The 22,429-nt window shown below is 58.7% G+C and carries 23 protein-coding genes and 1 pseudogene; 12 read left to right on the top strand and 12 right to left on the bottom strand.

Going from position 1 to position 22,429, the window contains the following annotated elements; genetic code table 11:
• Window positions 1-43 precede the first annotated feature (43 nt).
• Together FOY96_RS16225 and FOY96_RS16220 are read left to right on the top strand one after the other, a co-directional pair.
• A complete protein-coding gene (locus tag FOY96_RS16225) occupies window positions 44-1,108 on the top strand; it encodes an efflux RND transporter periplasmic adaptor subunit (RefSeq protein WP_069303775.1) in 1,065 nt (354 codons plus the stop codon).
• 9 nt (window positions 1,109-1,117) lie between these two features.
• Window positions 1,118-4,273: an efflux RND transporter permease subunit gene (locus FOY96_RS16220; RefSeq protein WP_143347429.1), complete on the top strand. Its 3,156-nt coding sequence runs from the start codon at window positions 1,118-1,120 to the stop codon at window positions 4,271-4,273.
• Here the strand turns inward: FOY96_RS16220 and FOY96_RS16215 are convergent.
• Entirely contained in the window at window positions 4,203-5,324 is a 1,122-nt protein-coding gene (locus FOY96_RS16215) for a YbdK family carboxylate-amine ligase (RefSeq protein ID WP_029741715.1), read from the bottom strand. The genes FOY96_RS16220 and FOY96_RS16215 overlap by 71 nt on opposite strands.
• Window positions 5,325-5,429: 105 nt before the next feature.
• On the opposite strand from FOY96_RS16215, the gene FOY96_RS16210 reads away from it, so the two are divergent.
• Window positions 5,430-6,320: an oxidoreductase gene (locus tag FOY96_RS16210; RefSeq protein WP_143347428.1), complete on the top strand. Its 891-nt coding sequence runs from the start codon at window positions 5,430-5,432 to the stop codon at window positions 6,318-6,320.
• Here FOY96_RS16210 and FOY96_RS16205 read toward each other — a convergent pair.
• Window positions 6,317-7,111: an AraC family transcriptional regulator gene (locus FOY96_RS16205; RefSeq protein ID WP_143347427.1), complete on the bottom strand. Its 795-nt coding sequence runs from the start codon at window positions 7,109-7,111 to the stop codon at window positions 6,317-6,319. The two genes, FOY96_RS16210 and FOY96_RS16205, sit on opposite strands and share 4 nt — an antisense overlap.
• A gap of 76 nt (window positions 7,112-7,187) precedes the next feature.
• Between FOY96_RS16205 and FOY96_RS16200 the strand changes: the two genes are divergently transcribed.
• From FOY96_RS16200 to FOY96_RS16190, 3 genes are read left to right on the top strand one after another with little or no spacing between them, the layout of a single operon-like run.
• The gene (locus FOY96_RS16200) at window positions 7,188-9,170 is read left to right on the top strand and encodes an FUSC family protein (protein WP_143347426.1); all 1,983 of its coding nucleotides are present in this window, start codon (window positions 7,188-7,190) and stop codon (window positions 9,168-9,170) included.
• Window positions 9,163-9,378, top strand: coding sequence for a DUF1656 domain-containing protein (locus tag FOY96_RS16195; RefSeq protein WP_033144858.1), 216 nt, complete (start codon window positions 9,163-9,165; stop codon window positions 9,376-9,378). Before FOY96_RS16200 ends, FOY96_RS16195 begins: the two co-directional genes overlap by 8 nt.
• Window positions 9,375-10,238, top strand: a complete 864-nt coding sequence (locus FOY96_RS16190) for an efflux RND transporter periplasmic adaptor subunit (protein WP_045889079.1) — start codon at window positions 9,375-9,377, stop codon at window positions 10,236-10,238. Before FOY96_RS16195 ends, FOY96_RS16190 begins: the two co-directional genes overlap by 4 nt.
• 16 nt (window positions 10,239-10,254) lie before the next feature.
• Here FOY96_RS16190 and FOY96_RS16185 read toward each other — a convergent pair whose 3' ends face one another.
• The 6 genes and pseudogenes from FOY96_RS16185 to FOY96_RS16160 form a co-directional block, all read right to left on the bottom strand.
• Window positions 10,255-10,680 (bottom strand): VOC family protein, encoded by a 426-nt coding sequence (locus FOY96_RS16185; protein ID WP_143347425.1) that lies wholly within the window; start codon window positions 10,678-10,680, stop codon window positions 10,255-10,257.
• A 1-nt stretch (window position 10,681) separates the two neighbouring features.
• Complete coding sequence (locus FOY96_RS16180; RefSeq protein ID WP_039264038.1) at window positions 10,682-11,275, bottom strand: hypothetical protein; 594 nt, start codon at window positions 11,273-11,275, stop codon at window positions 10,682-10,684.
• A gap of 111 nt (window positions 11,276-11,386) precedes the next feature.
• Window positions 11,387-11,797, bottom strand: coding sequence for an Imm63 family immunity protein (locus FOY96_RS16175; protein ID WP_143347424.1), 411 nt, complete (start codon window positions 11,795-11,797; stop codon window positions 11,387-11,389).
• A gap of 137 nt (window positions 11,798-11,934) precedes the next feature.
• Window positions 11,935-12,174: a hypothetical protein gene (locus FOY96_RS16170; RefSeq protein WP_048976664.1), complete on the bottom strand. Its 240-nt coding sequence runs from the start codon at window positions 12,172-12,174 to the stop codon at window positions 11,935-11,937.
• Window positions 12,171-12,470, bottom strand: a pseudogene (locus tag FOY96_RS22985) (type II toxin-antitoxin system HigB family toxin). The gene FOY96_RS16170 and the pseudogene FOY96_RS22985 overlap by 4 nt, the downstream one beginning before the upstream one ends.
• Before the next feature lie 190 nt (window positions 12,471-12,660).
• Complete coding sequence (locus FOY96_RS16160) at window positions 12,661-13,560, bottom strand: LysR family transcriptional regulator (RefSeq protein ID WP_064673606.1); 900 nt, start codon at window positions 13,558-13,560, stop codon at window positions 12,661-12,663.
• A 128-nt stretch (window positions 13,561-13,688) separates the two neighbouring features.
• Here FOY96_RS16160 and FOY96_RS16155 point away from each other — a divergent pair, with 128 nt between their 5' ends.
• Window positions 13,689-14,261 (top strand): flavin reductase family protein, encoded by a 573-nt coding sequence (locus FOY96_RS16155; protein ID WP_033144864.1) that lies wholly within the window; start codon window positions 13,689-13,691, stop codon window positions 14,259-14,261.
• A 170-nt stretch (window positions 14,262-14,431) separates the two neighbouring features.
• Here FOY96_RS16155 and FOY96_RS16150 read toward each other — a convergent pair whose 3' ends face one another.
• A complete protein-coding gene (locus tag FOY96_RS16150) occupies window positions 14,432-14,887 on the bottom strand; it encodes a hypothetical protein (protein WP_143347423.1) in 456 nt (151 codons plus the stop codon).
• Window positions 14,888-15,178: 291 nt separating this feature from the next.
• Window positions 15,179-16,063: a LysR family transcriptional regulator gene (locus FOY96_RS16145; protein WP_143347422.1), complete on the bottom strand. Its 885-nt coding sequence runs from the start codon at window positions 16,061-16,063 to the stop codon at window positions 15,179-15,181.
• 109 nt (window positions 16,064-16,172) lie between these two features.
• On the opposite strand from FOY96_RS16145, the gene gstA reads away from it, so the two are divergent.
• Window positions 16,173-16,778, top strand: coding sequence for a glutathione transferase GstA (gene gstA / locus FOY96_RS16140; RefSeq protein ID WP_143347421.1), 606 nt, complete (start codon window positions 16,173-16,175; stop codon window positions 16,776-16,778).
• A gap of 81 nt (window positions 16,779-16,859) precedes the next feature.
• Here gstA and FOY96_RS16135 read toward each other — a convergent pair whose 3' ends face one another.
• Window positions 16,860-17,126: a hypothetical protein gene (locus tag FOY96_RS16135; protein ID WP_072210807.1), complete on the bottom strand. Its 267-nt coding sequence runs from the start codon at window positions 17,124-17,126 to the stop codon at window positions 16,860-16,862.
• A gap of 247 nt (window positions 17,127-17,373) precedes the next feature.
• Window positions 17,374-18,255, bottom strand: a complete 882-nt coding sequence (locus FOY96_RS16130) for a LysR family transcriptional regulator (RefSeq protein ID WP_038417608.1) — start codon at window positions 18,253-18,255, stop codon at window positions 17,374-17,376.
• A gap of 105 nt (window positions 18,256-18,360) precedes the next feature.
• Here FOY96_RS16130 and budA point away from each other — a divergent pair, with 105 nt between their 5' ends.
• The 4 genes from budA to FOY96_RS16110 all read left to right on the top strand — a co-directional run bounded on the left by budA (window position 18,361) and on the right by FOY96_RS16110 (window position 22,354).
• Window positions 18,361-19,140: an acetolactate decarboxylase gene (gene budA, locus FOY96_RS16125; RefSeq protein ID WP_023310680.1), complete on the top strand. Its 780-nt coding sequence runs from the start codon at window positions 18,361-18,363 to the stop codon at window positions 19,138-19,140.
• A 13-nt stretch (window positions 19,141-19,153) separates the two neighbouring features.
• Complete coding sequence (alsS, locus tag FOY96_RS16120) at window positions 19,154-20,833, top strand: acetolactate synthase AlsS (protein WP_033144871.1); 1,680 nt, start codon at window positions 19,154-19,156, stop codon at window positions 20,831-20,833.
• A gap of 20 nt (window positions 20,834-20,853) precedes the next feature.
• Window positions 20,854-21,624 (top strand): (S)-acetoin forming diacetyl reductase, encoded by a 771-nt coding sequence (locus FOY96_RS16115; protein WP_024906954.1) that lies wholly within the window; start codon window positions 20,854-20,856, stop codon window positions 21,622-21,624.
• Between the two features lie 256 nt (window positions 21,625-21,880).
• Window positions 21,881-22,354: a cold-shock protein gene (locus tag FOY96_RS16110; protein ID WP_023310683.1), complete on the top strand. Its 474-nt coding sequence runs from the start codon at window positions 21,881-21,883 to the stop codon at window positions 22,352-22,354.
• Window positions 22,355-22,429 lie beyond the last annotated feature (75 nt).

Below are 22,429 nucleotides of genomic sequence, written 5' to 3'. Positions count from 1 at the left end.
GGAGAGGGCCGGGGTGAGGGGAACACATCTGAGGTACCTCTGAATGAAACTCCCACTCCTGTTCGCACTTCTCGCCTGCACCCTGCAACCCGCATTCGCTGCCGCCATCCCCGTTCGCGTCGCCACCGTGGAACAGACCGCCCACGCCGCCGAGCGCCAGATCCCTGGCCGCATCGAAGCCATCCACACCGTTGAGCTGCGCGCGCGCACCGAAGGCGCGATCGCCAAAATCCACTTCCGCGACGGGCAGTACGTGAAAAAAGGCGACCTGCTGTTTGAGCTGGACGACGCCGAGCCGCGCGCCGCCCTGCGCCTGGCGCAGGCCGAGGTAAGAAGCGCCGAAGCCACGCTGCGCCAGGCGCAGCAGCAGCTTTCCCGCTTTGAAAGCCTGGGCAGCAGCAACGCCATCAGCCGTCACGACGTGGACAACGCCCGCATGCAGCGCGACGTGGCGAGCGCGGCGCTGGAGCAGGCTAAAGCCCGTCTCGAAACCCGTAATGTCACCCTGAACTACACCCGCATCACCTCGCCGATTGACGGTCGCGTGGGGCACAGCCGGTTCCACGTCGGCAGCCTGGTCAACCCTGCCAGCGGCGTGCTGGTGGAGGTGGTGCAGCTCGATCCCATCCGCATCGCCTTTGCGCTGGAAGAGGGCGCGTTTGCCACCAAAGCCGGACAGCATGCGGATATCAGCGCCATGAAGCAGGCCTGGCAGACGTTCATTGACAGCAACGGCCAGCGCGTCAGCGGCGAGCTGACGTCCGTGGACAACCGCATCGATCCGCGCACCGCCAGCGTGATGCTGCGCGCCGAGTTTGCCAACCCGCGCCATCAGCTGCTGCCCGGCGGCAGCGTGAACGTGACGCTGCGCCCGGCCAGCGAGCAGCCGGCTCTGACCCTGCCCGCCGCGGCGGTCCAGCAGAACGGCGACGGGTTCTTTGCCTGGGTGGTTAACGCCGACGGCAAAGCCGAAATGCGCCCGCTGAAGGTCGCCGGACAGATCGGCCAGCAGTTCCGGATTACCTCCGGCGTGAAGCCCGGTGAGCGAGCGATTACTGACGGCGCGCAGCGCGTGCAGCGCGGCGCGGCCGTCCAGATACTGAATTAAGGAGCCATCATGCTGACGTTTTTCATCAAACGCCCGCGCTTCGCGATGGTGATTGCGCTTGTCATCACCCTGCTGGGGGCCATTGCGCTGAGGATTATCCCGGTGGAGCAGTACCCGCAGATCGCGCCGCCGGTGGTGAATGTGTCTGCCAGCTGGCCGGGCGCCAGCTCGGCTGACGTGGCGGAGGCTATCGCCACGCCGCTGGAGACGCAGCTGAACGGCGTGGATCACATGCTCTACATGGAGTCCACCAGCTCGGACGAAGGCACGTATAGCCTGAACATCACCTTCGCGGCGGGCACCGATCCGGACCTCGCCGCCATCGACGTGCAAAACCGCGTCTCGCAGGCCGTGGCGCAGCTCCCGACCGAAGCGCAGCAAAACGGCGTGCAGGTGCGCAAGCGCGCCACCAACCTGATGATGGGGGTAAGTCTTTACTCACCGGACAACACCCACACGGCGCTGTTTGTGAGTAACTACGCCAGCACCCAGGTGCGCGAGGCGCTGTCGCGTCTGCCGGGCGTCGGGCAGGTGCAGATGTTTGGCGCGCGCGACTACAGCATGCGCATCTGGCTGCGTCCGGACCGCATGAACGCCCTGAACGTCACCACCGACGACGTGGCGCAGGCGCTGCGCGAGCAGAACGTGCAGGGTGCGGCAGGCCAGGTCGGCACGCCGCCGGTGTTTAACGGCCAGCAGCAGACCCTGACCATCAACGGCCTGGGGCGCTTAAGCCAGGCCGAAGACTTTGCCGACATTATCATCCGCGCGGGCGAGATGGGCCAGCTGGTGCGCCTGAAGGACGTCGCCACCATCGAGCTCGGCTCGCGCAGCTACAGCTCCGGCGCGCAGCTGAACGGGCACGATTCCGCCTATCTCGGCATCTACCCGACGCCGTCCGCCAACGCCCTGCGCGTGGCCGACGCGGTGCGCGCGGAGCTGGATCGCCTCTCGACGCGCTTCCCGGACGACCTGGTCTACGAGGTGAAATTCGACACCACCTCCTTTGTGGCCGCCACGATTAAAGAGATCGGCGTTTCGCTGGCGCTGACGATGCTGGCGGTGGTGGTCGTGGTGTCCCTGTTCCTGCAAAGCTGGCGCGCGACGCTGATTGTCGCGCTCGCCATTCCGGTATCGCTGGTGGGCACCTTCGCGGTGCTCTACGCGCTCGGCTACTCCGCCAACACGCTCAGCCTGTTCGCCATTATTCTGGCGCTGACCATGGTGGTGGATGACGCCATCGTGGTGGTGGAGAGCGTCGAAACGCTGATGGCGGAAGGGCAGAGCCGCACGGCGGCGACCGCGCTGGCGCTGCGCCAGATCGCCGGGCCGGTCATCGCCACGACGCTGGTGCTGCTGGCGGTGTTTGTGCCGGTGGCGCTCCTGCCGGGGATTGTCGGCGAGCTGTACCGCCAGTTTGCGGTGACGCTCTCGACGGCCGTCACGCTCTCAAGCCTCGTGGCGCTGACCCTGACGCCCGCCCTGTGCGCGATGCTGCTGCGTCCGCGCCCGGTGCAGCCCGCGGCGATTTTCCGTGGGTTCAACCGGGGGCTGGAGGCCACGCGTGGCGTCTACACCCGCATCGTGACTGTCTTCAACCTTCGCCCGTGGCTGGCACTGCTGGCCACCGCAGGCGCGGCGGCCGTGGTGGCGTTCAGCTTTACGTCGATGCCTAAAGGCTTCCTGCCGCAGGAGGATCAGGGCTACTTCTTTGCCAGCGTCCAGCTGCCGGAGGCGGCCTCGCTGGAGCGCACCGAAGCGGTGATGACCACGGCGCGCGAACTCATCGCTAAAAATCCGGCGGTGGAGGACGTGATTCAGGTCTCCGGATTTAACATTCTCAACGGCACCAGCGCCTCCAACGGCGGGTTTATCTCCATCATGCTCAAGGACTGGAGCGAGCGTCCGCCGCTGGACGAGGTGATGGGTACCCTGCAGCGCCAGCTGCTGGCCCTGCCGGAAGCGACCATCATGACCTTCGCCCCGCCGACGCTGCCGGGGCTGGGCAACGCCTCCGGCTTCGACCTGCGCATCCAGGCGCAGGCGGGGCAGAGCCCGGCGGAGCTGGAGCGCGTGACGCGTGAGGTGCTGGCGAAAGCTAACCAGCATCCTCAGCTGAGCCGCGTGTTCACCACCTGGAGCAGCAACGTGCCGCAGCTGACGCTGACCGTTGACCGCGAGCGCGCGGCCCGACTCGACGTGCCGGTGTCGCGCATCTTCAGCAGCCTGCAAACCGCCTTTGGCGGCACGCGCGCCGGGGATTTCAGCGTCAACAACCGCGTCTACCACGTGGTGATGCAGAACGAGATGCAGTGGCGCGAGCGCGCCGAGCAGATTAGCGAGCTGTTCGTGCGCAGCAACAGCGGCGAGCGGGTGCGCCTGAGCAACCTCGTCACCATTACGCCGACCGTCGGCGCGCCGTTCCTGCAGCAGTACAACCAGTTCCCGTCCGTGTCGGTGAGCGGCTCGGCGGCCGCTGGGGTGAGCAGCAGCACCGCGATGGCGGCGATGGGCGAGCTTCTGGCGCAGAATCTGCCTGCCGGGTACGACTACGCCTGGAGCGGCATGTCGTATCAGGAGCAGCAGGCCGGTAACCAGGCGATGTGGATCGTGCTGGCGGCGGTGGTGATGGCGTGGCTGTTTCTCGTCGCCCAGTACGAGAGCTGGACGCTCCCGGCGAGCGTGATGCTCTCGGTGCTGTTCGCCATCGGCGGGGCGCTGGTCTGGCTGTGGCTGGCGGGCTACGCCAACGACGTGTACGTGCAGATTGGTCTGGTGCTATTGATAGCCCTCGCCGCCAAGAACGCAATTCTTATCGTGGAGTTCGCCCGCGCGCGGCGCATGGACGGAATGGCGATTGTCGATGCCGCGCGGGAAGGGGCCTCGCGCCGCTTCCGCGCGGTGATGATGACCGCCGTGTCGTTCATTATCGGCGTCCTGCCGATGATGCTGGCGACCGGGGCGGGGGCCCAGAGCCGCCGCATCATCGGCACCACGGTGTTCAGCGGCATGCTGGTAGCGACCGTGGTGGGGATTGTGTTTATCCCCGCGCTGTTCGTGCTGTTCCAGCGCCTGCGCGAGTGGGGCCACGGTCTTACGGACTCGTCGCCCACAGCTCGCAGTGCTTCTGAACCAGAGAAATCAGCGAGCCGCCGTCGGCGATAAACTCCCGCATGCGCTGCGCCTCGCTCTTGCCCTGCTTCAACAGCAGGGCAATTTCATTGATTGCGCTCGTCGCGCCGAGCTTCTCGGCCGACGGCGCAACCTGCTCCAGCAGCCACGCAATGTCTTCCGCCACGGTTTTGTGCTCGCCGGTGTGCACGTCCGTCAGGATCCCTTCCAGCCCGTAGCGACAGGCCTGAAAACGGTTAAAGCGGTACAGCAGAAAATCTTTTTCCTGATGCTTATAGGGCCGCGCGGTCAGCAGCCAGTGCGACGTCGCCTGAATAAGCCCGGCGATGTTAATCGCGTGGCCGAGCGTCAGCGGCGTATCCATCACCCGCACCTCAACGGTGCCGAAATGCGGGCTGGGGCGGATGTCCCAGTGCAGATCCTTAATGCTGTCGATCATGCTGGTGGAGCTCAGGCGGCGGAACAGCCCCTCGAACTCCTGCCAGCTGTTGACCCACGGCATCTGGCCGTTATCCGGGAACCCCGAGAAGATGTTGAGCCGCGACGAGGAGAACTTCGTGTCCGTGCCCTGCATGTACGGCGAGGCGGCCGCCAGGGCGATAAAGTGCGGTACGAATCGCGACAGGCCGTGCAGCAGGTAAATCGCGTCGTCCCCGGTCCGGCAGCCGACGTGCACGTGCTGGCCGAACACCGTCGCCTGCAAAATCAGGTAGCCAAAGCGCTCCAGCGTGACGTTATAGCGCTCGTCGTCGCACACCTCCTGCCGCTGCCACTTCTGGAACGGGTGCGTCCCGCCGCCGCAGATCTGGATATGCTGCTCCGCCGCCGCGCGCAGGATGCTCTGCTGCATCACCGAGAACTGCGCCGCCGCCTGGTCGATGTTCTGGCATACGCCGGTGGCGATTTCGAGCATGCTTTCGGTGATATCGTGTTTGACCTCGCCGCCTTTGATGTCGTCTTTGACGGCGGCGATGAGCGCGGAGGAGTCCTGGCTCAGATCGTAGCCCGGCGGGTTAACCACCTGCAGTTCGAGTTCGATGCCGAGGGTGAAAGGTTCAGAGGACTTAAAATCGGGTAAAGGCATGGCGCACTCCGTTGTCTGTAGTGTGTTGAGTATAGACAACGACGTGGCGCTCACTTTTCAGGGTGGTATAACTGTTAGCAGGCTTAGCGAAAAGGGGAGTTAACCATGTCTGACAATCCAGTGATTGCGCTGATTGGGCCTGGCGCAATTGGTACCACCATCGCCGCGGTGCTGCATGACGTTGGCCGCACGCCGCTGCTGTGCGGACGCACCGCGCACCCGGAATTACGCCTGCGCCACGACGAGGGTGAAACCGTGGTACCCGGTCCGGTATTAACCGATCCGGCCGTCATCAGGCAGCCAGTGGCTCTGGTTTTCATCGCAGTGAAAACTACCCAGAACGCCGACAGCGCCGGGTGGCTGCGCGCGCTGTGCGATGAAAACACCGTGGTCTGCGCCCTGCAAAACGGCGTGGAGCAAAAAGCCCAGCTTGAGCCGTGGGTTAACGGCGCGACGGTGCTGCCGTCGGTGGTCTGGTTCCCGGCCCAGCGCGAGCCGGATGCCTCCGTCTGGCTGCGCGCCAAACCGCGCCTGACCCTGCCGGACGTGCCGCAGGCGCAGCGGGTGGTGGAGGCGCTTCGCGGTACGCGCTGCGCGGTTGAGCTCTCGACAGATTTCGCCTCCGTCGCCTGGCGCAAGCTGCTGCAAAACGCGGTCGCCGGGCTGATGGTGCTTTCTAACCGCCGCGCCGGGATGTTCAGGCGCGAAGATATCAGCGAGCTTGCGCTGGCCTACCTGCGCGAGGGGCTTACCGTCGCCCGCGCCGAAGGGGCGAAGCTGGACGATGACGTGGCGCAGGAGATCCTGGCGAACTTCCAGCGTGCGCCAGTAGATCTGGGCACGTCGATCCTGGCCGACCGCCAGGCCGATCGCCCGATGGAGTGGGATATCCGCAACGGCGTGATCCAGCGCTACGGCCGCAAGCACGGGATTGCGGTGCCCATCAGCGACGTGGTGGTGCCGCTGCTGGCGGCGGGGAGCGAGGGGCCGGGCTAACGGCCGCTGTTTTTCCGTTCGGCAAAGTAGTGGGCGGGCGTGCTGCCCATCGCTTTTCTGAACATGGTGATAAATGCATTCACCGATTCATACCCGAGCGTTGCCGCCACGTTCTGGACGGGCACGCCGCTGGCCAGCTCCCGCAGGGCAATAATCAAATGCAGCTGCTGGCGCCAGCGCCCGAAGCTCAGCCCGGTCTCGCGCTGCATCAGGCGGGCAAACGAGCGCTCGCTGAGGGCGAGCCGTTTCGCCCAGTCCTTCAGCGTGCTTCTGTCATCAGGGCGGCTAACCAGCGCGTCCGCCATGGCGCGAATTTTCGGATCGGTTGAGACCGGCAGGCTTAGCTTCTGCTGCGGCATGCTGGCGAGCTCGTCCAGCGTGACCCGGGTCAATCTGGCGACGTGGCCGTCGGGGGGATAATCCACGCCTTCGCGCGTCAGACGATCGACCAGCTCCTTAATCAGCGGCGAGATCGCCAGCGTGCAGCATCTTTCCGGCAGCGCCGCCGCGCCGGGCTCAATAAACAGATAGTTAAGATGCGCGTTCCAGGTCGCCCTGGCGCTGTGCGGGATCCCGCCGGGGATCCAGACGGCGCAGTCCGGCGGCACGATCCAGATATCATTCTCCGCGTAACAGCTGACCGCGCCGTATCGGGCAATAATCAGCTGGCCCTTGCGGTGGGTATGCACCGGCACTTCCGCGGCGTAGTCCACGAAGTCCAGATGACGCGCCACCGCCGGGCTGGCGGTAGAGTCGGGGTCATACAGCGTAGTAGCGGGTTGAGGATTCACGTTTCTGGCAGCATTTAGGTATTTTTTGACAGAATAGAGTATTTAAGCGGGTCTGCAAGCCGGTAATAATCCCGGCATGAAAAACATTTTCTCTCATCCCGTGCACATCCCTGCCGCGCTGCGAAACGATGCGGGCGCGCTGATCTACTCTGCGAAGAGCTTTGCCGCGGCGATGCTGGCTTATTACATTGCGCTGTCGATCGGCCTCGAACGCCCCTCGTGGGCCATTATTACGGTTTACATCGTGTCGCAGACGTCGGTCGGCGCATCGCTGAGCAGAAGCCTCTACCGGCTGGCCGGTACCGTGGCGGGTGCCAGCGCGACCGTTGTGATTGTGCCTGCCTTCGCAAATACGCCAGTCCTGTGCAGCGTGGTGCTGACGGGCTGGATCGTATTCTGCCTGTGGCTCTCCCTGCGGGAACGCACGCCCCGGGCTTACGCCTTTGTGCTGGCAGGCTACACCGCGAGCCTGATTGGTTTTCCTGCGGTGTCCGATCCCGGCGGCATTTTTAACGTCGCCATCGTCCGCGTGCAGGAGATCGCGATTGGGATTTTCTGCGCGGCGCTGATCCACCGCTACGTGCTGCCCGCGCGCGTATCAGGCCAGTTCAACGCTAAATTATCCCAGACGCTACAGGCCGCGCGCGCGCGGGTGGCGGACACCCTATCAGGCAAACCTGACGCGGCTTCCGGCCCTCTGCATCTGGCCCTGGCGCTGCAGTTCCTGCAGGGCATCAGCCACCATATTCCGTACGATTTTGCCCTTTCAGCCCCGGTGCGACAGGCCAGAAAAGCGATCCACGACCGGCTGGCGCGGCTGGTTATCGTCAACTGTGAACTGCACGATCGCCTGCCAGCGAGCGGAACCCTGCCCGCCGACGTGCAGGCGTTGATGGGCGACGTTCAGGCCTGGCTTACCGCTGAAGGCGCTGATGCCGGCAGTACGGCAGAGTCGCTGCGGCTCCGCTGTGCGCTTCTCATCGATCGGTATGCCGCGCAGGCGCAGACGTTTGACGACGCGCTGCAGGTCAGTTTTATCCGCTACCTCTCGGAGGCGATCGTGCTTCTGCAGCAGTGCGAACGTCTTTCCGGGGCCATCCACCGTGCAAAACCCGTGTTTGGTGAGGTGCAAACCCGCGCGGCGAAAGGCTACGTTTTCCACCGCGATCCCCTAACAGCCGCCCGCACGGCGCTGGGGGCTTTCGCTATCATCCTGAGCGGCTGTCTGGTCTGGATCTTCTCGGCGTGGCCGGATGGCGGTACGGCGGTTTCTATACTCGGCGTCTGCTGCACGCTGTTTGGCAGCTTCGACACCCCGGCGCCGCATATCGTGAAATACATCATTGGCTCATTCTGGGGCGTGGTCATTAGCCTGTTCTACAGCTTTGCGCTGCTGCCGCTGGTGAGCGATTTTCCGGTGCTGGTGGCGGTGCTTGCCCCGGCGTATCTGCTGGCCGGGTCGCTTCAGGCGCGCCCGCCCACCACGTTTATGGCGATGGGCATCACCCTGACCCTGCCCATTCTGTGCGAGCTGGGGGCGCACTACAGCGGAGACTTCGCCATTGCGGCCAACACCGCCATTGCGCTCTTTGCCGCGACCGGCTTTGCCGTCATCAGCATGAGCCTGCTGCAAACCGTGCAGGCGGACGGCGCCATCGAGCGTCTGCTGAACCTCTGCCAGCGCGACATTCGCCGCAGCGTGAAGGGCACGCTGCGGGTTGATGAAACGCACTGGATCAACCTGATGATGGACCGGACCGCCCTGTTGCTGCCGCGCCTGCAGCGCAGCGCGCGCGCGCCGGAGCAGGCGCTCGATCGACTGTTACACGCGCTGCGTCTGGGGCTGTCGATTATGCATTTACGGTGCAGTGACGCACCGCCCGGCAGGGAGGTTGATGCGCTTTTTCATCGGATAAACGCCGCGGACCGCCACGCCTTGCGCGAACGCATTGCCGCTGTTATCGAGAGCCAACTGCCTGCGGCAGATGAACACGCGCGGCAGTTGGTCTTCAGGCTGGTGGATCTGCACTGTGCATTACGGGGGCCAGACCATGGTTAACGATCTCAATATCGGCGGCGTTTTTATTCCGGGGCTGCTGATGGTCGCCCTCGCGGCGCTGGTCTGCACGCTGGGCCTCGTCGCGCTTTTCTCGCTCAGCAGGCTCTACCGGCGCTTGCCGTTTCGCCCGCTGATGGATGTTTCAACCTGGATCGTCACCTTTTTCCTGCTGATGCAGGGTCTGACCGCGTTGGGGTTATTGTCATGAAATCACTGCTCTCTTTACTGGCTCGCTATGCGCTGACCTTAAGCGCGGCCGCGGCGGCCTCGCTTCTGGCCTTTATGATGTGGAAACACTACGCGCAAACGCCGTGGACCCGCGACGGCCGCGTGCGGGCGGACGTGGTGCAGATTGCGCCGGACGTCTCCGGGCCGGTCATCAGCGTGGCCGTGCGGGACAATCAGTGGGTGAACCGGGGCGATGTGCTTTACACCATCGATCCGCGCTGGCTTAAGCTGGCGGTGGTCAGCGCGCAGGCGGACGTCGAGTCGAAACGCCATGAGATGCTGATGCGCCAGGACGCGGCCCACCGACGCACGCTGATTAAAAACGCCATCTCGAGCGAGGATTTACAGCAAACCGGCAGCGCGGCGAACGTCGCGGCGGCCAATTATCACGGCGCGCTGGCCGCGCTGGATCTGGCAGAGCTGAATCTGGCGCACGCCACCGTGCGCGCGCCGGTTTCGGGGTACGTCACGCACCTGCGGCTTCGCCCCGGAGACTACGCGACGGCGGGGGAGACGAAGGTCGCCATCGTCGATGCCCACAGCTTCTGGGTGGTGGGGTACTTTGAGGAGACCAAGCTACGCCATATTCGCGTCGGGGATGCCGCGCAGGTGGTGCTGATGGGTTACGAGCCGGTCATCACGGGCCATGTGGAGAGCATCGGGCATGGGATCGGGGACAGCAACGATGAGGCGGGCGGGCTGGGCCTGCCCGACGTCGAGCCCACCTTTAGCTGGGTGCGCCTGGCGCAGCGCGTGCCGGTGCGCATTCATATCGACAGGTTGCCGGAGGGGGTTGAGCTGGTGGCGGGGCTGTCGGCGAGCGTGGCGGTGGGGCGGTAGATAAGGATTGAAGCGACTATTCCTTTTCTACAAACTTATCGGCTTCAGGAGAGTAATTCTGATAAACGCATGCGAGCTTATGCCCGTCAGGATCGCGCAGATAGGCAACATAAAAGTCGGGGCCGTACGCGCTTCGCGTACCAGGCTCGCCTTCATCCGTTCCTCCCGCAAGGAGGCCAGCTGCATGGAACCGTCTGACAAGATCCGCGTTATCTGCACTGAATGCAAACATTGTCCCGTTTCCCGCCGTCGCGGGCAGCTGGTCAAAAGGAGGACAAAGACAGAAGCTGAAGCCCTCGCCGGGATTATTTTCATCTCCCCACATTGCCCAGCTTTCAGTCCATGCCGGCAGACGTGAATAGCCCAGAACGTTAAAAACTGCGTCATAAAAATTCACGGAGCGCTGAAAGTTGTTTGTACCTATTGTGATATAAGCCAGCATCTTATGACTCCCGTCCTTCAATATTCGATTTAACAGCCTTCAGCGTCCTTTTACGGATCCAGCCGCTTCCCGCCCGTATTATCAGCCAGTAAGCCGACATTTTTAGTCGAGTGCGTCTGTCCGGACAATAGATGAATGTTTCCGTAGAGAGCTCATGTTTGCCGGGCGCCAGCTCCGTTACCTTGTAGCGCAGCAACAGTTTCGCGCTGCCCGGCTCGGCTGGGGTCTGAAAAGCACTGGCATCCGGCACGTTTTCAAGACCGAAATCGGTACGCCAGAATTGCCCTCTTAAGCCATAGCAGAGCTCAGATGCAGAGTTCTTCAAAAGGGTAAAACTGTGCAAACCAAAGTTGCCGATCGACTGTGGCTTCTGGTTGCGCAGAAATTTTTGCGGTATTTGACGCAATGACATTAACCGCTGAATCACGGCATCTTGCCGGACGTCAAAGCTGGCAATCATCGGCAGAATATTTTCAGGGCGGCTAGTGTGAATGACCGTCAGGTGTTTTTCATGAAACTGGAACTGGGGGAGAAAAGCGGGAACATCCTTCCACTGAGCAAGCGCTTTGCGGGTAACGAATCCTGGGTTTAGCATCTCTCTTCCTTGTCATCCCTTGCGTCCTGCCAGAGTAACAGATGGTGTGTCGCAGGCAATTACCAGGAAAAGAGAGGGCAACAGGGAAGTAAATGTAACGAGCCGGTTGGGTTAACCACGTTCGCTTCTTTGCGAATGGAGGAGCTCAGTGATTTCTTTGCGCTTTCTTGTTGCCCATTCAGGTTTGATAGAGAGCATTAAACTGTATTGCCTTCTGAAATAAACCTCTCTAAATTCTCGTTCAGATGAATGGCTTGCTGCATAGGTTGAGGCCATCCCCGCCACGGCACTCTCCACAAACCAATACAGAATTTCATCGTCACTGAGCGTTACTTTTCGCTGTAGCTCAAGGCCTCTTTCACTGACGATAAAATGATATTCTTTCCCATGAATTTCAAGATAGGGAGTTGCAACCCCATCGGGTTGGTCAGGGATAAAGAAGTAATGATTAGGCCTTGTACCTCCGCCTAATAGCTCACCTATTTTTAGAAGCTCGTTTCGTAGTTCTTCAATTGTTTTCATAAATAGCTCTTTGTTCTTGTATGTAAACGACGCATTATCGCGGATTGGGTACAAAGCGCCTGCTCTCGATCACTTCCCCACAAACGCACTCACCGGCAAACCAAAACGCTTCGCCAGTGCTCGCATATGCTCCAGCGTTAACGTTGGTACTGATCCATCAGCGTTCGCAATAACGCAACGCCTGACGGAATGCTGGCAACACGCGCGTTAAATTTTGCAAACACCGGAGACTTGTTTTCGTATTTATCGATTTTAGTGGTGAGCATCTTCACCAACGTCAGCGCATCCTCGTAATCATGCCGCGACGGGCGTGAGCCCAGGAAAGGGAGCGCGTTTGTCAGATCCTTTGCCGCTTTGATGGCTGCTGCATAATTCATTCTTTCGTTCTCCGGTAGAGGTCCGTGAGCTTGTCATATTCTGCGTGTGTGCTGATGTGCTTGATGAAAATCTTTCCTCGCTCAAAATCAGCAAAAAACATCACCGCTGCCCACATCAATGACCCACCATTTCACCCGGTATTTCATCCTTTCCAGGCTGGGGAATCGCTTTCGCATATCGTCCGGTGACGGGTAGTGTTCCTCTTTAGTACTCGGTAAAGATCGTCCAGGGCTTGTGCTTGATTAGGAAATTGTCTGGTAGTCGCGTCGAAAGGCGCTCTTGAGACTACGTGCATCCTTGCCCCGTGTTTCCATATTGGAAATATAATAGGTGATAGTTGGTGGGTTGATAATATGGAAAAAGTGATGGAGTACAGTTTTCAAATGCTCGTGCTGACGGCGGTCATTTAATGAGTGTGAACACTGTATGAGGTGACTGTGAAAAAAATGTCCGCTTTGTGCCAGAAGCGGACGTGGAGGAGAATGTTAATTTGATTCGAAATATTTGCGTAATATCTTTTCTAATAGCGAGAAAACGACCGTCACCCTTTTTGGAGTAATCAGCTGGTAAGGCCGGTATAAATAAAATTGCCATTTCTCCTGTCGCAATTCTGGCAGTGGGGGAACAAGTTGGCCGCTTGCTAAGTACTCTCTACAGATAAAGTCGCTTGACTGTACAACCGTTTTTCCGGCCAATGCGGCCTGAATTTCGGCATATGGATCTGTAGTATAAAATTCAATATGACGAGGGACAAAAGTATTTACTGCGTCACTCATAAACTCAAATGATTTTCCCGTCTCAGGATTAATTAAACCACTAAATGGATAACGCTGTCGAAGATCTTCTAAATCAGTAGGTGCCCCCAGGCGCGCAATGAGTTCAGGGGATGCGACTAAAATATGTTCAACTTGCCCAATATTTTTAATGATAAAGTTTGGATTAGGTTCTCGCCCTACGCGTATACCTATATCGATACGATGCTCGATAGTATCAAGTTTCATCATATCTAAACGCCAGTCGATAAATAACTCAGGATAGGGACGTAGTGCAGTCAATAGTTCATACAAGATTTGTTCATGATTTGGAAGTCGAAGTAATGTGATACGAACAATGCCCTTCATTTCATTATCATCTTTTGCCGTCTGAAATAGTTTTTCTGAATCCTCCAGCAGTCGCTTCGCTTGGGGTAAAAATAGTTCGCCGAAACTGGTGAGAAAGATCGAACGCGTATTGCGTTTGAATAGAGGTTCACCAAGTTGTTTCTCCAACTCAGCGACTGTTCGGCTTACTACTGATGGTGAAACCGACAGCTTGATTGCTGCTTCGCGGAAGTTCAAGGTCTCAGAGGCGATGATGAAAAATTTTAGAGCATCAAGTTTGTTCATGATTGTTGTGAAATTTGCATTAATATATTTTGATAATAGCAATTAATTTGCAACTATTCCAGTCATATAATCGAACAATAATATAAGTAACCTGTCTTACTTTTTATCAGAAATCAAAAGAGTAAATTATGTCAATTCAACCAGTAGAGTTAAACAAAGCCTATCGGCTATTACAGATCGGGCCAACGACGATGATATCGGCTAAAAATGATGGCATTGAAAATGTCATGGCAGCGGCCTGGGTGGGATTAGTAGGCAATAACAAAGTGATGGCTTTTATAGGTCCACAGGCATTTACTCGCGGGCTTGTAGAAAAAAGCGGATATTACGTTGTACAGATCCCAGTCGTAAATCAGATGGATATGGTCTTATATGCTGGAGGCAACAGTTATTCCGACACACCCGATAAAAACAGTAAAATTCCACTATTTTATCAAAAAGAGTTTGATCTGCCTTTAGTTGAAGGTTGCGCTGGCTGGTTAGTATGTAAGGTCATACCCAATGAAGAAAATGAAAAGCAGCACAACTTGTTCATGGGGGAAATTGTCGGAGCATGGAGTGATGACCGCGTTTTCAGAAATGGGCACTGGATTTTTGATGATGCGCCAGATGAATTACGTACTGTCCATTACGTAGCTGGCGGACAGTTTTACGCCATTGGTAAAGGTACAAAATTCAATTATGGCCCGGGAAAAGACTAATCCTTACTTCTGTATAAATGTAGCCATATAACATTGCTACATAGAGGTAGTAGCATAAAAAAACAACCTACTTAAGATGTCCGCTTTTCGCTCTTAACAAACATTCAACGTTAGCGTAAGGTCGAAATCCTGCTTCTAACCAGCAGGATTCCGGCCACCTATCACCCACCTCAATGTGCCGAAATATAAGGCTCCTTTACAAATTCCGCCAGCAACCAAACCATATCATGCAGCAGCCCGGTGAGTTCTTCCGCCACGTTTGCAGGCAACGTCCCGCCCATCACCGCCAGCGTTAACGCTACGGCATAATCCACCTGCAGCGTCGTCTCTTGCCAGCAGTCCGGTACACACGAGGTTATCTTTTCACCCGCAATCAACTGTTCAACCAGGTACGGCGGAAGTTCCGAGTCACAGCACTCCCGCAGTCGCTTAAGCGCAGCCAGCAATCTCTTACAGAGCGTGGCAAACGTCACCGCGTCGTCAGTTTCCACCAGCACGCTGACATACGCAGTGCAGGCATCGACCAGTTCGAAGAGATCCGCAGAATCGGAAATTGAAGTGTTGATGAGGTGATGAACTGCGCTTTCCTCAGAGAGCGCGTAAGAAAATCCAGGGGTAGTCGCCATTTAGCATCCTCTTTGTCCAAAAAAACGTCATGTTATGCTAACGGGTTCCTACGCCCGGTTACGGATGTGCCGCAACGCAGGCACTTTACGGCGGCGAAAAAGGGAAGGAAAGGGATCACCCTGAATTACATAAGGTTTCTTGAAAGTTTGCGAGGCGGCTTCCAGAAGGGCATTGCCGGGTGGTGGCTACGCCTTACCCGGCCTACAAAACCGTCAACCAACCCGCGACACGAACCGTAGGCCCGCGCAAGCGCAGCGCCGCCGGGCACAGTTTGAACCACGGTTACTCCTTCACGCAGACCTTTTCATTTTGAGCAATCCTTCTAATAACGCCTGCGTCGCGCGGGAGGATTTGCCAGCCTGCGAACAAACCAGCCCAAACTCCCGGCACAGCGAAGGCGTCACGGGCACGACGCACAGGCCGCGTAATTCACCCGGCAGGGCGGATTCAGGTATCAGCGCGACGCCCATGCCTTCGCGTACCAGCAGGCAGGCGCTGATCCAGTCGCGGACGGTCACCCGCACGTCAGACAGCTGCAAGCCCGCCTGTTCCATCAGGCTTTTTCCATTAACGGCACAACCGCCGGTTGCGAGCACGAAGGGCTGGTCTGCCAGTTCCTCAAGGGTGATGCCGCGCGTACGTGCATAACGAGCCTGACGGTGACTGGCTGGCAGCACCGCGACCCACGCATCTTGTCCCAGGAGCGCTTCAGCACGCCCGGGAACAGGGTTCATGACCACGCCAAGATCAATCGTATCTGCCGCCAGCCACTCTTCGACTTCCTGGTCCGTTCCTTCCAGTACGACCACCTCGATTTCAGGATGCAGGCGCTTAAAATCCCGCAGCAGCCCGGGCAAAAACGTGGATGTCACCGAAGGAAAACTGGCAAGACGAATGCGCCCGCCGCTCAGCCCCCGGCTCTCATCCGCCAGTGTACGGATGGCATCCAGCCGCGCCAGCATACTCCTTGCTTCTTTGACAACCCGCTCGCCCAGGGCAGTCACGCCGATGTGGCGCCGCTCTCGCGTGAATACCGCAAATCCTAATGAGGCCTCTAACTGAGCGATCGCCTGGCTGGCGCCCGACTGCGTCATACCGACCTCTTTAGCGGCACGGGAAATATTACTTGCATCGGCCACTGCAACCAGCAAGCGCCAGTGTAAAAGATTCATCATGGATATCAGTAGCTCAGCTAATAGCTATTTTATGAATCATTAATTTTACAGTGAGAATGGCTTTAAGCACAGTGTATGTAAATCACACAACCGCTTTAACGGAGAGATTATGAAACTCTATTACGCCCCGGGCACCTGTTCACTCTCACCCCATATCGTGCTTCGCGAACTGGCGATTGAGTTTGAACTGGTTAAAGTGGACAACAGGAGCAAGCTTACCGCTGACGGGCGCGACTTCCTGACCATCAACCCCAAAGGTTATGTCGCTGCGCTTGAACTGGATGACGGGAAAATCCTGACCGAGGGGCCAGCCATTTTGCAGTACCTGGCAGACCTCAAGCCAGAAAGTGGGCTGGCACCGCGAGCAGACGGCTGGGAGCGGGTGCGGCTTCAGGAATGGCTAAACTTTATCACCAGCGAAATACACGCGGGATCGGCACCTCTTTTTAATCGTGCGCTGCCCGAAGAGGCCAAATCGATTTTTCGTGAGAAGCTGTTCAGGCGGTTCGATTTTCTTCAGGAAACGCTCTCCGCAAGCGCTTATCTGACGGGAGCGTCTTTCAGCGTGGCAGATGCCTATCTTTTCACCGTGCTGGGATGGTGCACGTTCTTCTCAATTGAACTCAACGACTGGCCCGCGCTACTGGCGTACAGGGAAAAAATCAGTGCCCGGCCCGCGGTGCAGGCCGCATTACGTGCGGAGGCGAAAGTCTAGTTCTGCGTATTCCGGCGCATATATTAATGCCTGAAGCAGGAGGCAAGTGAGGATGTGGAACCAGGATGCGTTAACATACTGTCACTCTGCATCTGATTGCCTGGCGCTTTTCACGGCATCCTGCTTCCCCGGATTGCACTGCTGTTTTGTTCCTGGAAGATAAAATTTTCCCGACGCGTCCGGATTTGTTCCGCCCGGACAACCCGCACGGCCCGGAGCTGAGACGGTGCCATCCGAACCGTTTCCTCCATCAGAACCGTTTCCGCCATCCCCACCATTACCGCCATCGGCAGCATTTACAGCGAATGCGCCGAGTATAAGCAAAAATGCAATAACTCGTGTAGTCATCAAAACCTCCATTGTTCAGGGTATTTCAAGGCATCTTGCCAGCCTGGATTCAGCATCTCTCTTCCTTGTCATCCCTTGAGTGCAGCCAGAGTAACAGAGGGTTTGCGGCAGACAATTACCAGGAAAACGTAGTACCTAAGCGTGCATCAACATGACCTTTACCGTTCTAAGCACGACAGAGGCTGGCATTGCCGGGTGGCGTCTGCGCCTTACCCGGCCTACAAAAACCAAAACCCCTCTATTGCCGTCACCCCTCGCTCATCATCATCAAAAACCGCTTCACCGTCCGCGAGCGTTCAAAGCGCCGCCAGCAGAGCGCGATATCGGTATAAAGCTCCGGCGAGCTCAGCGCGTGATAGGTGACATTCGGTGGTGAAATGGCCGCCATGGATTTCGGCACCAGCGCGAACCCGCCGCCCGCGGAAACCATGCTCAGGGAGGAGGAAAGCTGCGACGACTGCAGCGCGTGCTGCACGTCAATTCCGGCCCGCTCGCAGCAGCCGTGAACCCGTTCGTACAGCCCCGGCGCGACCTCCTGCGGGAACAGCACCACCGGCGTATCCCGAAGCTGCTCTAACGCCAGCGAATCGCACGCCGCCAGCGGATGATCGCGATGCAGCGCCACCACCATCGGCTCCCGGTCGAGGATTTTTAACTCGAACGCCTTGCTGCTCTCGCACGGCAGGCGCACGAAGGCGATATCCAGTTCACCCTCCGCCAGCATTGTCGTCAGCGACGACATGTTGGCTTCCACCTGGTGAACCTGCACCGCCATGTTCTGCACCTGAAACTGGCGGATCAGCGCGAAAATTTTGGGATGAAAAGCGTCGGAGCTGGTGATGCCAATCGACAGGTTGCCGTTCAGCCCGCGCGCGATGCCGCGGGCTTTTTCCAGCGCGGCATCGCTCAGCGCCAGAATTTTGCAGGCGTCCTCGTAGAAGGCTTCTCCCGCCTCGGTCAACTCCACGCCCCGCGTCAGGCGTCTGAACAGCGGCGTGCCCACTTCCTCTTCGAGCCGTTTGATCTGCTGACTCAGAGGAGGCTGTGAAATACCCAGCGCTTCGGCCGCCCTGGTGAAGTGTCGCTCGCGTGCAACCGCGACAAAATACCGCAGATAACGAAGTTCCATATCTAAAACGTCTCAAACCAGCATGGTTTCTATATTGGAACTCTCTGCTGAATCGGGTCAACATTTATTTAACCTTTCTAAATAAAGTTGAAGAGGACGAGCACGATGATGCATTCATCTGCCTGCGACTGTGAGGCCAGCCTGTGCGAGACCCTGCGGGGGTTCTCCGCCCAGCATCCTGACAGCGTGATCTATCAGACATCGCTAATGAGCGCCCTGCTAAGCGGCGTGTACGAAGGAGAGACCACCATCGCCGATCTTCTGGCACACGGTGATTTTGGTCTGGGCACCTTCAACGAGCTGGACGGTGAAATGATTGCCTTCAGCAGCCAGGTGTACCAGCTGCGCGCCGACGGCAGCGCCCGGGCCGCGAAGCCGGAGCAGAAAACGCCGTTCGCGGTGATGACCTGGTTCCAGCCGCAGTACCGCAAAACCTTCGATGCACCGGTCAGCCGTCAGCAGATCCACGACGTTATCGACCAGCAGATCCCCTCCGACAACCTGTTCTGCGCGCTGCGCATTGACGGCAACTTCCGCCACGCCCATACCCGCACGGTACCGCGCCAGAAGCCGCCGTACCGCGCGATGACCGACGTGCTGGACGACCAGCCGGTGTTCCGCTTTAACCAGCGCGAAGGGGTGCTGGTCGGGTTCCGCACGCCGCAGCATATGCAGGGCATTAACGTGGCCGGCTATCACGAGCATTTCATCACCGACGACCGTCAGGGCGGGGGCCATCTGCTCGACTATCAGCTGGAGAGCGGCGTGCTCACCTTCGGTGAAATTCACAAGCTGATGATTGATCTGCCCGCCGACAGCGCGTTCTTACAGGCCAACCTTCACCCCAGCAATCTTGATGCAGCGATCCGTTCCGTCGAAAACTAACAGGAGAACTACCGTGAACAGTGAGAAACAGTCACGTCAGTGGGCGCACGGCGCCGATATGGTTGTCGGCCAGCTGGAAGCGCAGGGCGTGAAGCAGGTGTTCGGGATCCCGGGTGCGAAAATCGACAAGGTCTTTGACTCCCTGCTGGACTCCTCCATCGAGATCATCCCGGTACGCCACGAGGCCAACGCGGCGTTTATGGCGGCGGCGGTCGGGCGGCTGACCGGCAAGGCCGGGGTGGCGCTGGTCACCTCCGGGCCGGGCTGTTCTAACCTGATCACCGGCATCGCCACCGCCAACAGCGAAGGCGACCCGGTGGTGGCGTTGGGCGGGGCGGTGAAGCGGGCGGATAAAGCCAAGCTGGTGCACCAGAGTATGGACACCGTCGCCATGTTCAGCCCTGTCACTAAATACGCCGTGGAGGTCAGTTCGCCGGACGCGATTGCCGAGGTGGTATCGAACGCGTTTCGCGCCGCCGAGCACGGCAGGCCGGGGGGCGCGTTCGTCAGCCTGCCGCAGGATATCGTCGACCAGCCCGCCACGGGGGCAATTTTACCCGCCAGCGGCCCGGCGCTGATGGGCCCGGCACCGGAGTCAGCGATTAACGACGTGGCGAAGCTTATCGAAAACGCCAAAAACCCGGTCATTTTACTCGGCCTGATGGCCAGCCAGCCCGCGAACAGCGCCGCGCTGCGCAAGCTGCTGGAGAAAAGCCGCATTCCGGTCACCAGCACCTATCAGGCCGCCGGGGCGGTAAACCAGGAGCACTTCACCCGCTTTGCCGGACGCGTCGGCCTGTTCAATAACCAGGCGGGCGACCGGCTGCTGCATCTGGCGGACCTGATTATCTGCATCGGCTACAGCCCGGTGGAGTACGAGCCGTCCATGTGGAACAGCGGTGACGCGACGCTGGTGCACATCGACGTGCTGCCCGCCTATGAAGAGCGTAACTACGTCCCGGATCTGGAGCTGGTGGGGGACATCGCCGAAACGCTGAACCTGCTTGCTAACCGGATCGACCGTAAGCTCGAGCTGAGCCAACGGGCCTCCGAAATTCTGGTCGATCGCCAGCATCAGCGCGATCTGCTCGACCGCCGCGGCGCCTCGCTCAACCAGTTTGCCCTGCACCCGCTGCGCATCGTTCGCGCCATGCAGGACATCGTGAATAACGACGTGACGCTCACCGTGGACATGGGCAGCTTCCACATCTGGATCGCCCGCTACCTCTACAGCTTCCGGGCGCGTCAGGTGATGATCTCCAACGGTCAGCAGACCATGGGCGTTGCCCTGCCGTGGGCGATTGGCGCGTGGCTGGTGAACCCGGGCCGCAAGGTGGTTTCAGTCTCCGGCGACGGCGGCTTCCTGCAGTCGAGCATGGAGCTGGAAACCGCGGTGCGCCTCAACGCCAACGTGCTGCATATCATCTGGGTGGATAACGCCTACAACATGGTGGCGATTCAGGAAGAGAAAAAATACCAGCGCCTTTCCGGCGTCGAGTTCGGCCCGGTCGATTTCAAAGCGTATGCCGACGCCTTCGGTGCGAAAGGCTTTGCCGTGGAGAGCGCCGAGGCGCTTGAGCCGACGCTGCGTGCGGCGATGGATGTGGATGGCCCGGCCGTGGTGGCCATTCCCGTCGACTACAGCGATAACCCGCTGCTGATGGGTCAGCTCCATCTCAGCCAGATTTTGTGACTCAATATAAGGACAGAGAAATGCAAAAAGTTGCTCTCGTAACAGGCTCAGGCCAGGGGATTGGTAAAGCGATCGCGCTTCGCCTGGTGAAAGATGGCTTTGCCGTCGCCATCGCCGACTATAACGTTGAGACGGCAAGAGCCGTCGCCGATGAAATTATCCGTAACGGCGGTAACGCCGTCGCCGTGAAGGTCGATGTCTCTGACCGCGAACAGGTATTTGCGGCGGTGGAGAAAGCGCGCACCGCGCTGGGCGGCTTTAACGTGATCGTGAATAACGCCGGGATTGCGCCGTCTACCCCTATCGAATCCATCACGCCGGACATTGTCGACAAGGTTTACAACATTAACGTGAAAGGGGTGATCTGGGGGATCCAGGCCGCGATTGACGCCTTCCGCAAAGAGGGACACGGCGGCAAGATCATCAACGCCTGCTCCCAGGCGGGCCACACCGGCAACCCGGAACTGGCGGTCTACAGTTCCAGCAAGTTCGCGGTGCGGGGCTTAACCCAGACCGCCGCACGGGATCTCGCGCCGCTGGGGATCACCGTTAACGCCTACTGCCCGGGCATCGTCAAAACGCCGATGTGGGCGGAAATCGACCGTCAGGTCTCCGAGGCGGCGGGTAAACCGCTCGGCTACGGGACCGAAACCTTTGCCAAACGCATTACGCTTGGCCGCCTGTCCGAGCCGGAAGATGTCGCCGCCTGCGTCTCATACCTGGCAGGCCCGGATTCCGACTACATGACCGGTCAGTCGCTCTTAATCGATGGAGGGATGGTGTTCAACTAAATACTAATATACCCGTCATACTTCAAGTTGCCTGTGCGTTGGCTTTCCTCGCTCACCCCAGTCACGTACTGATGTACGCTCCCGGGGATTCGCTGCGTCGCCGCCTTCATGCAACTCGAATTATTTAGGGTAAAAGCTCTGACATGAGTTTTCCCCTGCACCCGTGCAGGGGCTTTTTTTTGTCTCCTCCGTCATTGTGCATTACACTGCGCGCTGCAAAACTTTAGTCATTACGATCTGACAGGCGGTAACAGCGATGAACGGTACAATCACAACGTGGTTTAAAGATAAAGGCTTTGGATTTATCAAAGATGAAAACGGCGACAACCGCTATTTTCATGTGATTAAGGTCGCGAACCCCGATCTGATTAAGAAAGATGCCGCGGTGACCTTTGAGCCAACCACCAACAACAAAGGCCTTTCCGCCTACGCGGTGAAGGTGATCCCCGAAAGCAAACATCTCTTTATTGCCGGCGAGCGCGTGAAGCTCTCCTCCATCAAATCCTTCGTGGTGTTTAACGAAGAAGAGCCGGCTGATACCAAAATCGACAAAGAGAACGCGGTGCTGTCGGTGGGGCTGCTGATGAACAGCATCAAGCCGAAATCCGAGAAAAAGCCGGGCGAAATGCGCACGGTGAAGAAGCTGGCGATCACCACCTTCCAGAACACGACGCTGATCTTCACCGAAGATGAGATCGACATCGACGCCACGGTGAAGCTGCTGAAGTGATTTTTTTTGCCGGGTGGCGGCTATGCCTTACCCGGCCTACGAAAAACCATCAACGCGGCACGAAACGTAGGCCCG

Source organism: Enterobacter asburiae (assembly GCF_007035645.1).
GTDB lineage: Bacteria > Pseudomonadota > Gammaproteobacteria > Enterobacterales > Enterobacteriaceae > Enterobacter > Enterobacter asburiae_B.
Note: the sequence above shows the minus strand (reverse complement) of the source record. Positions and strands in the feature narration are given on the sequence as shown.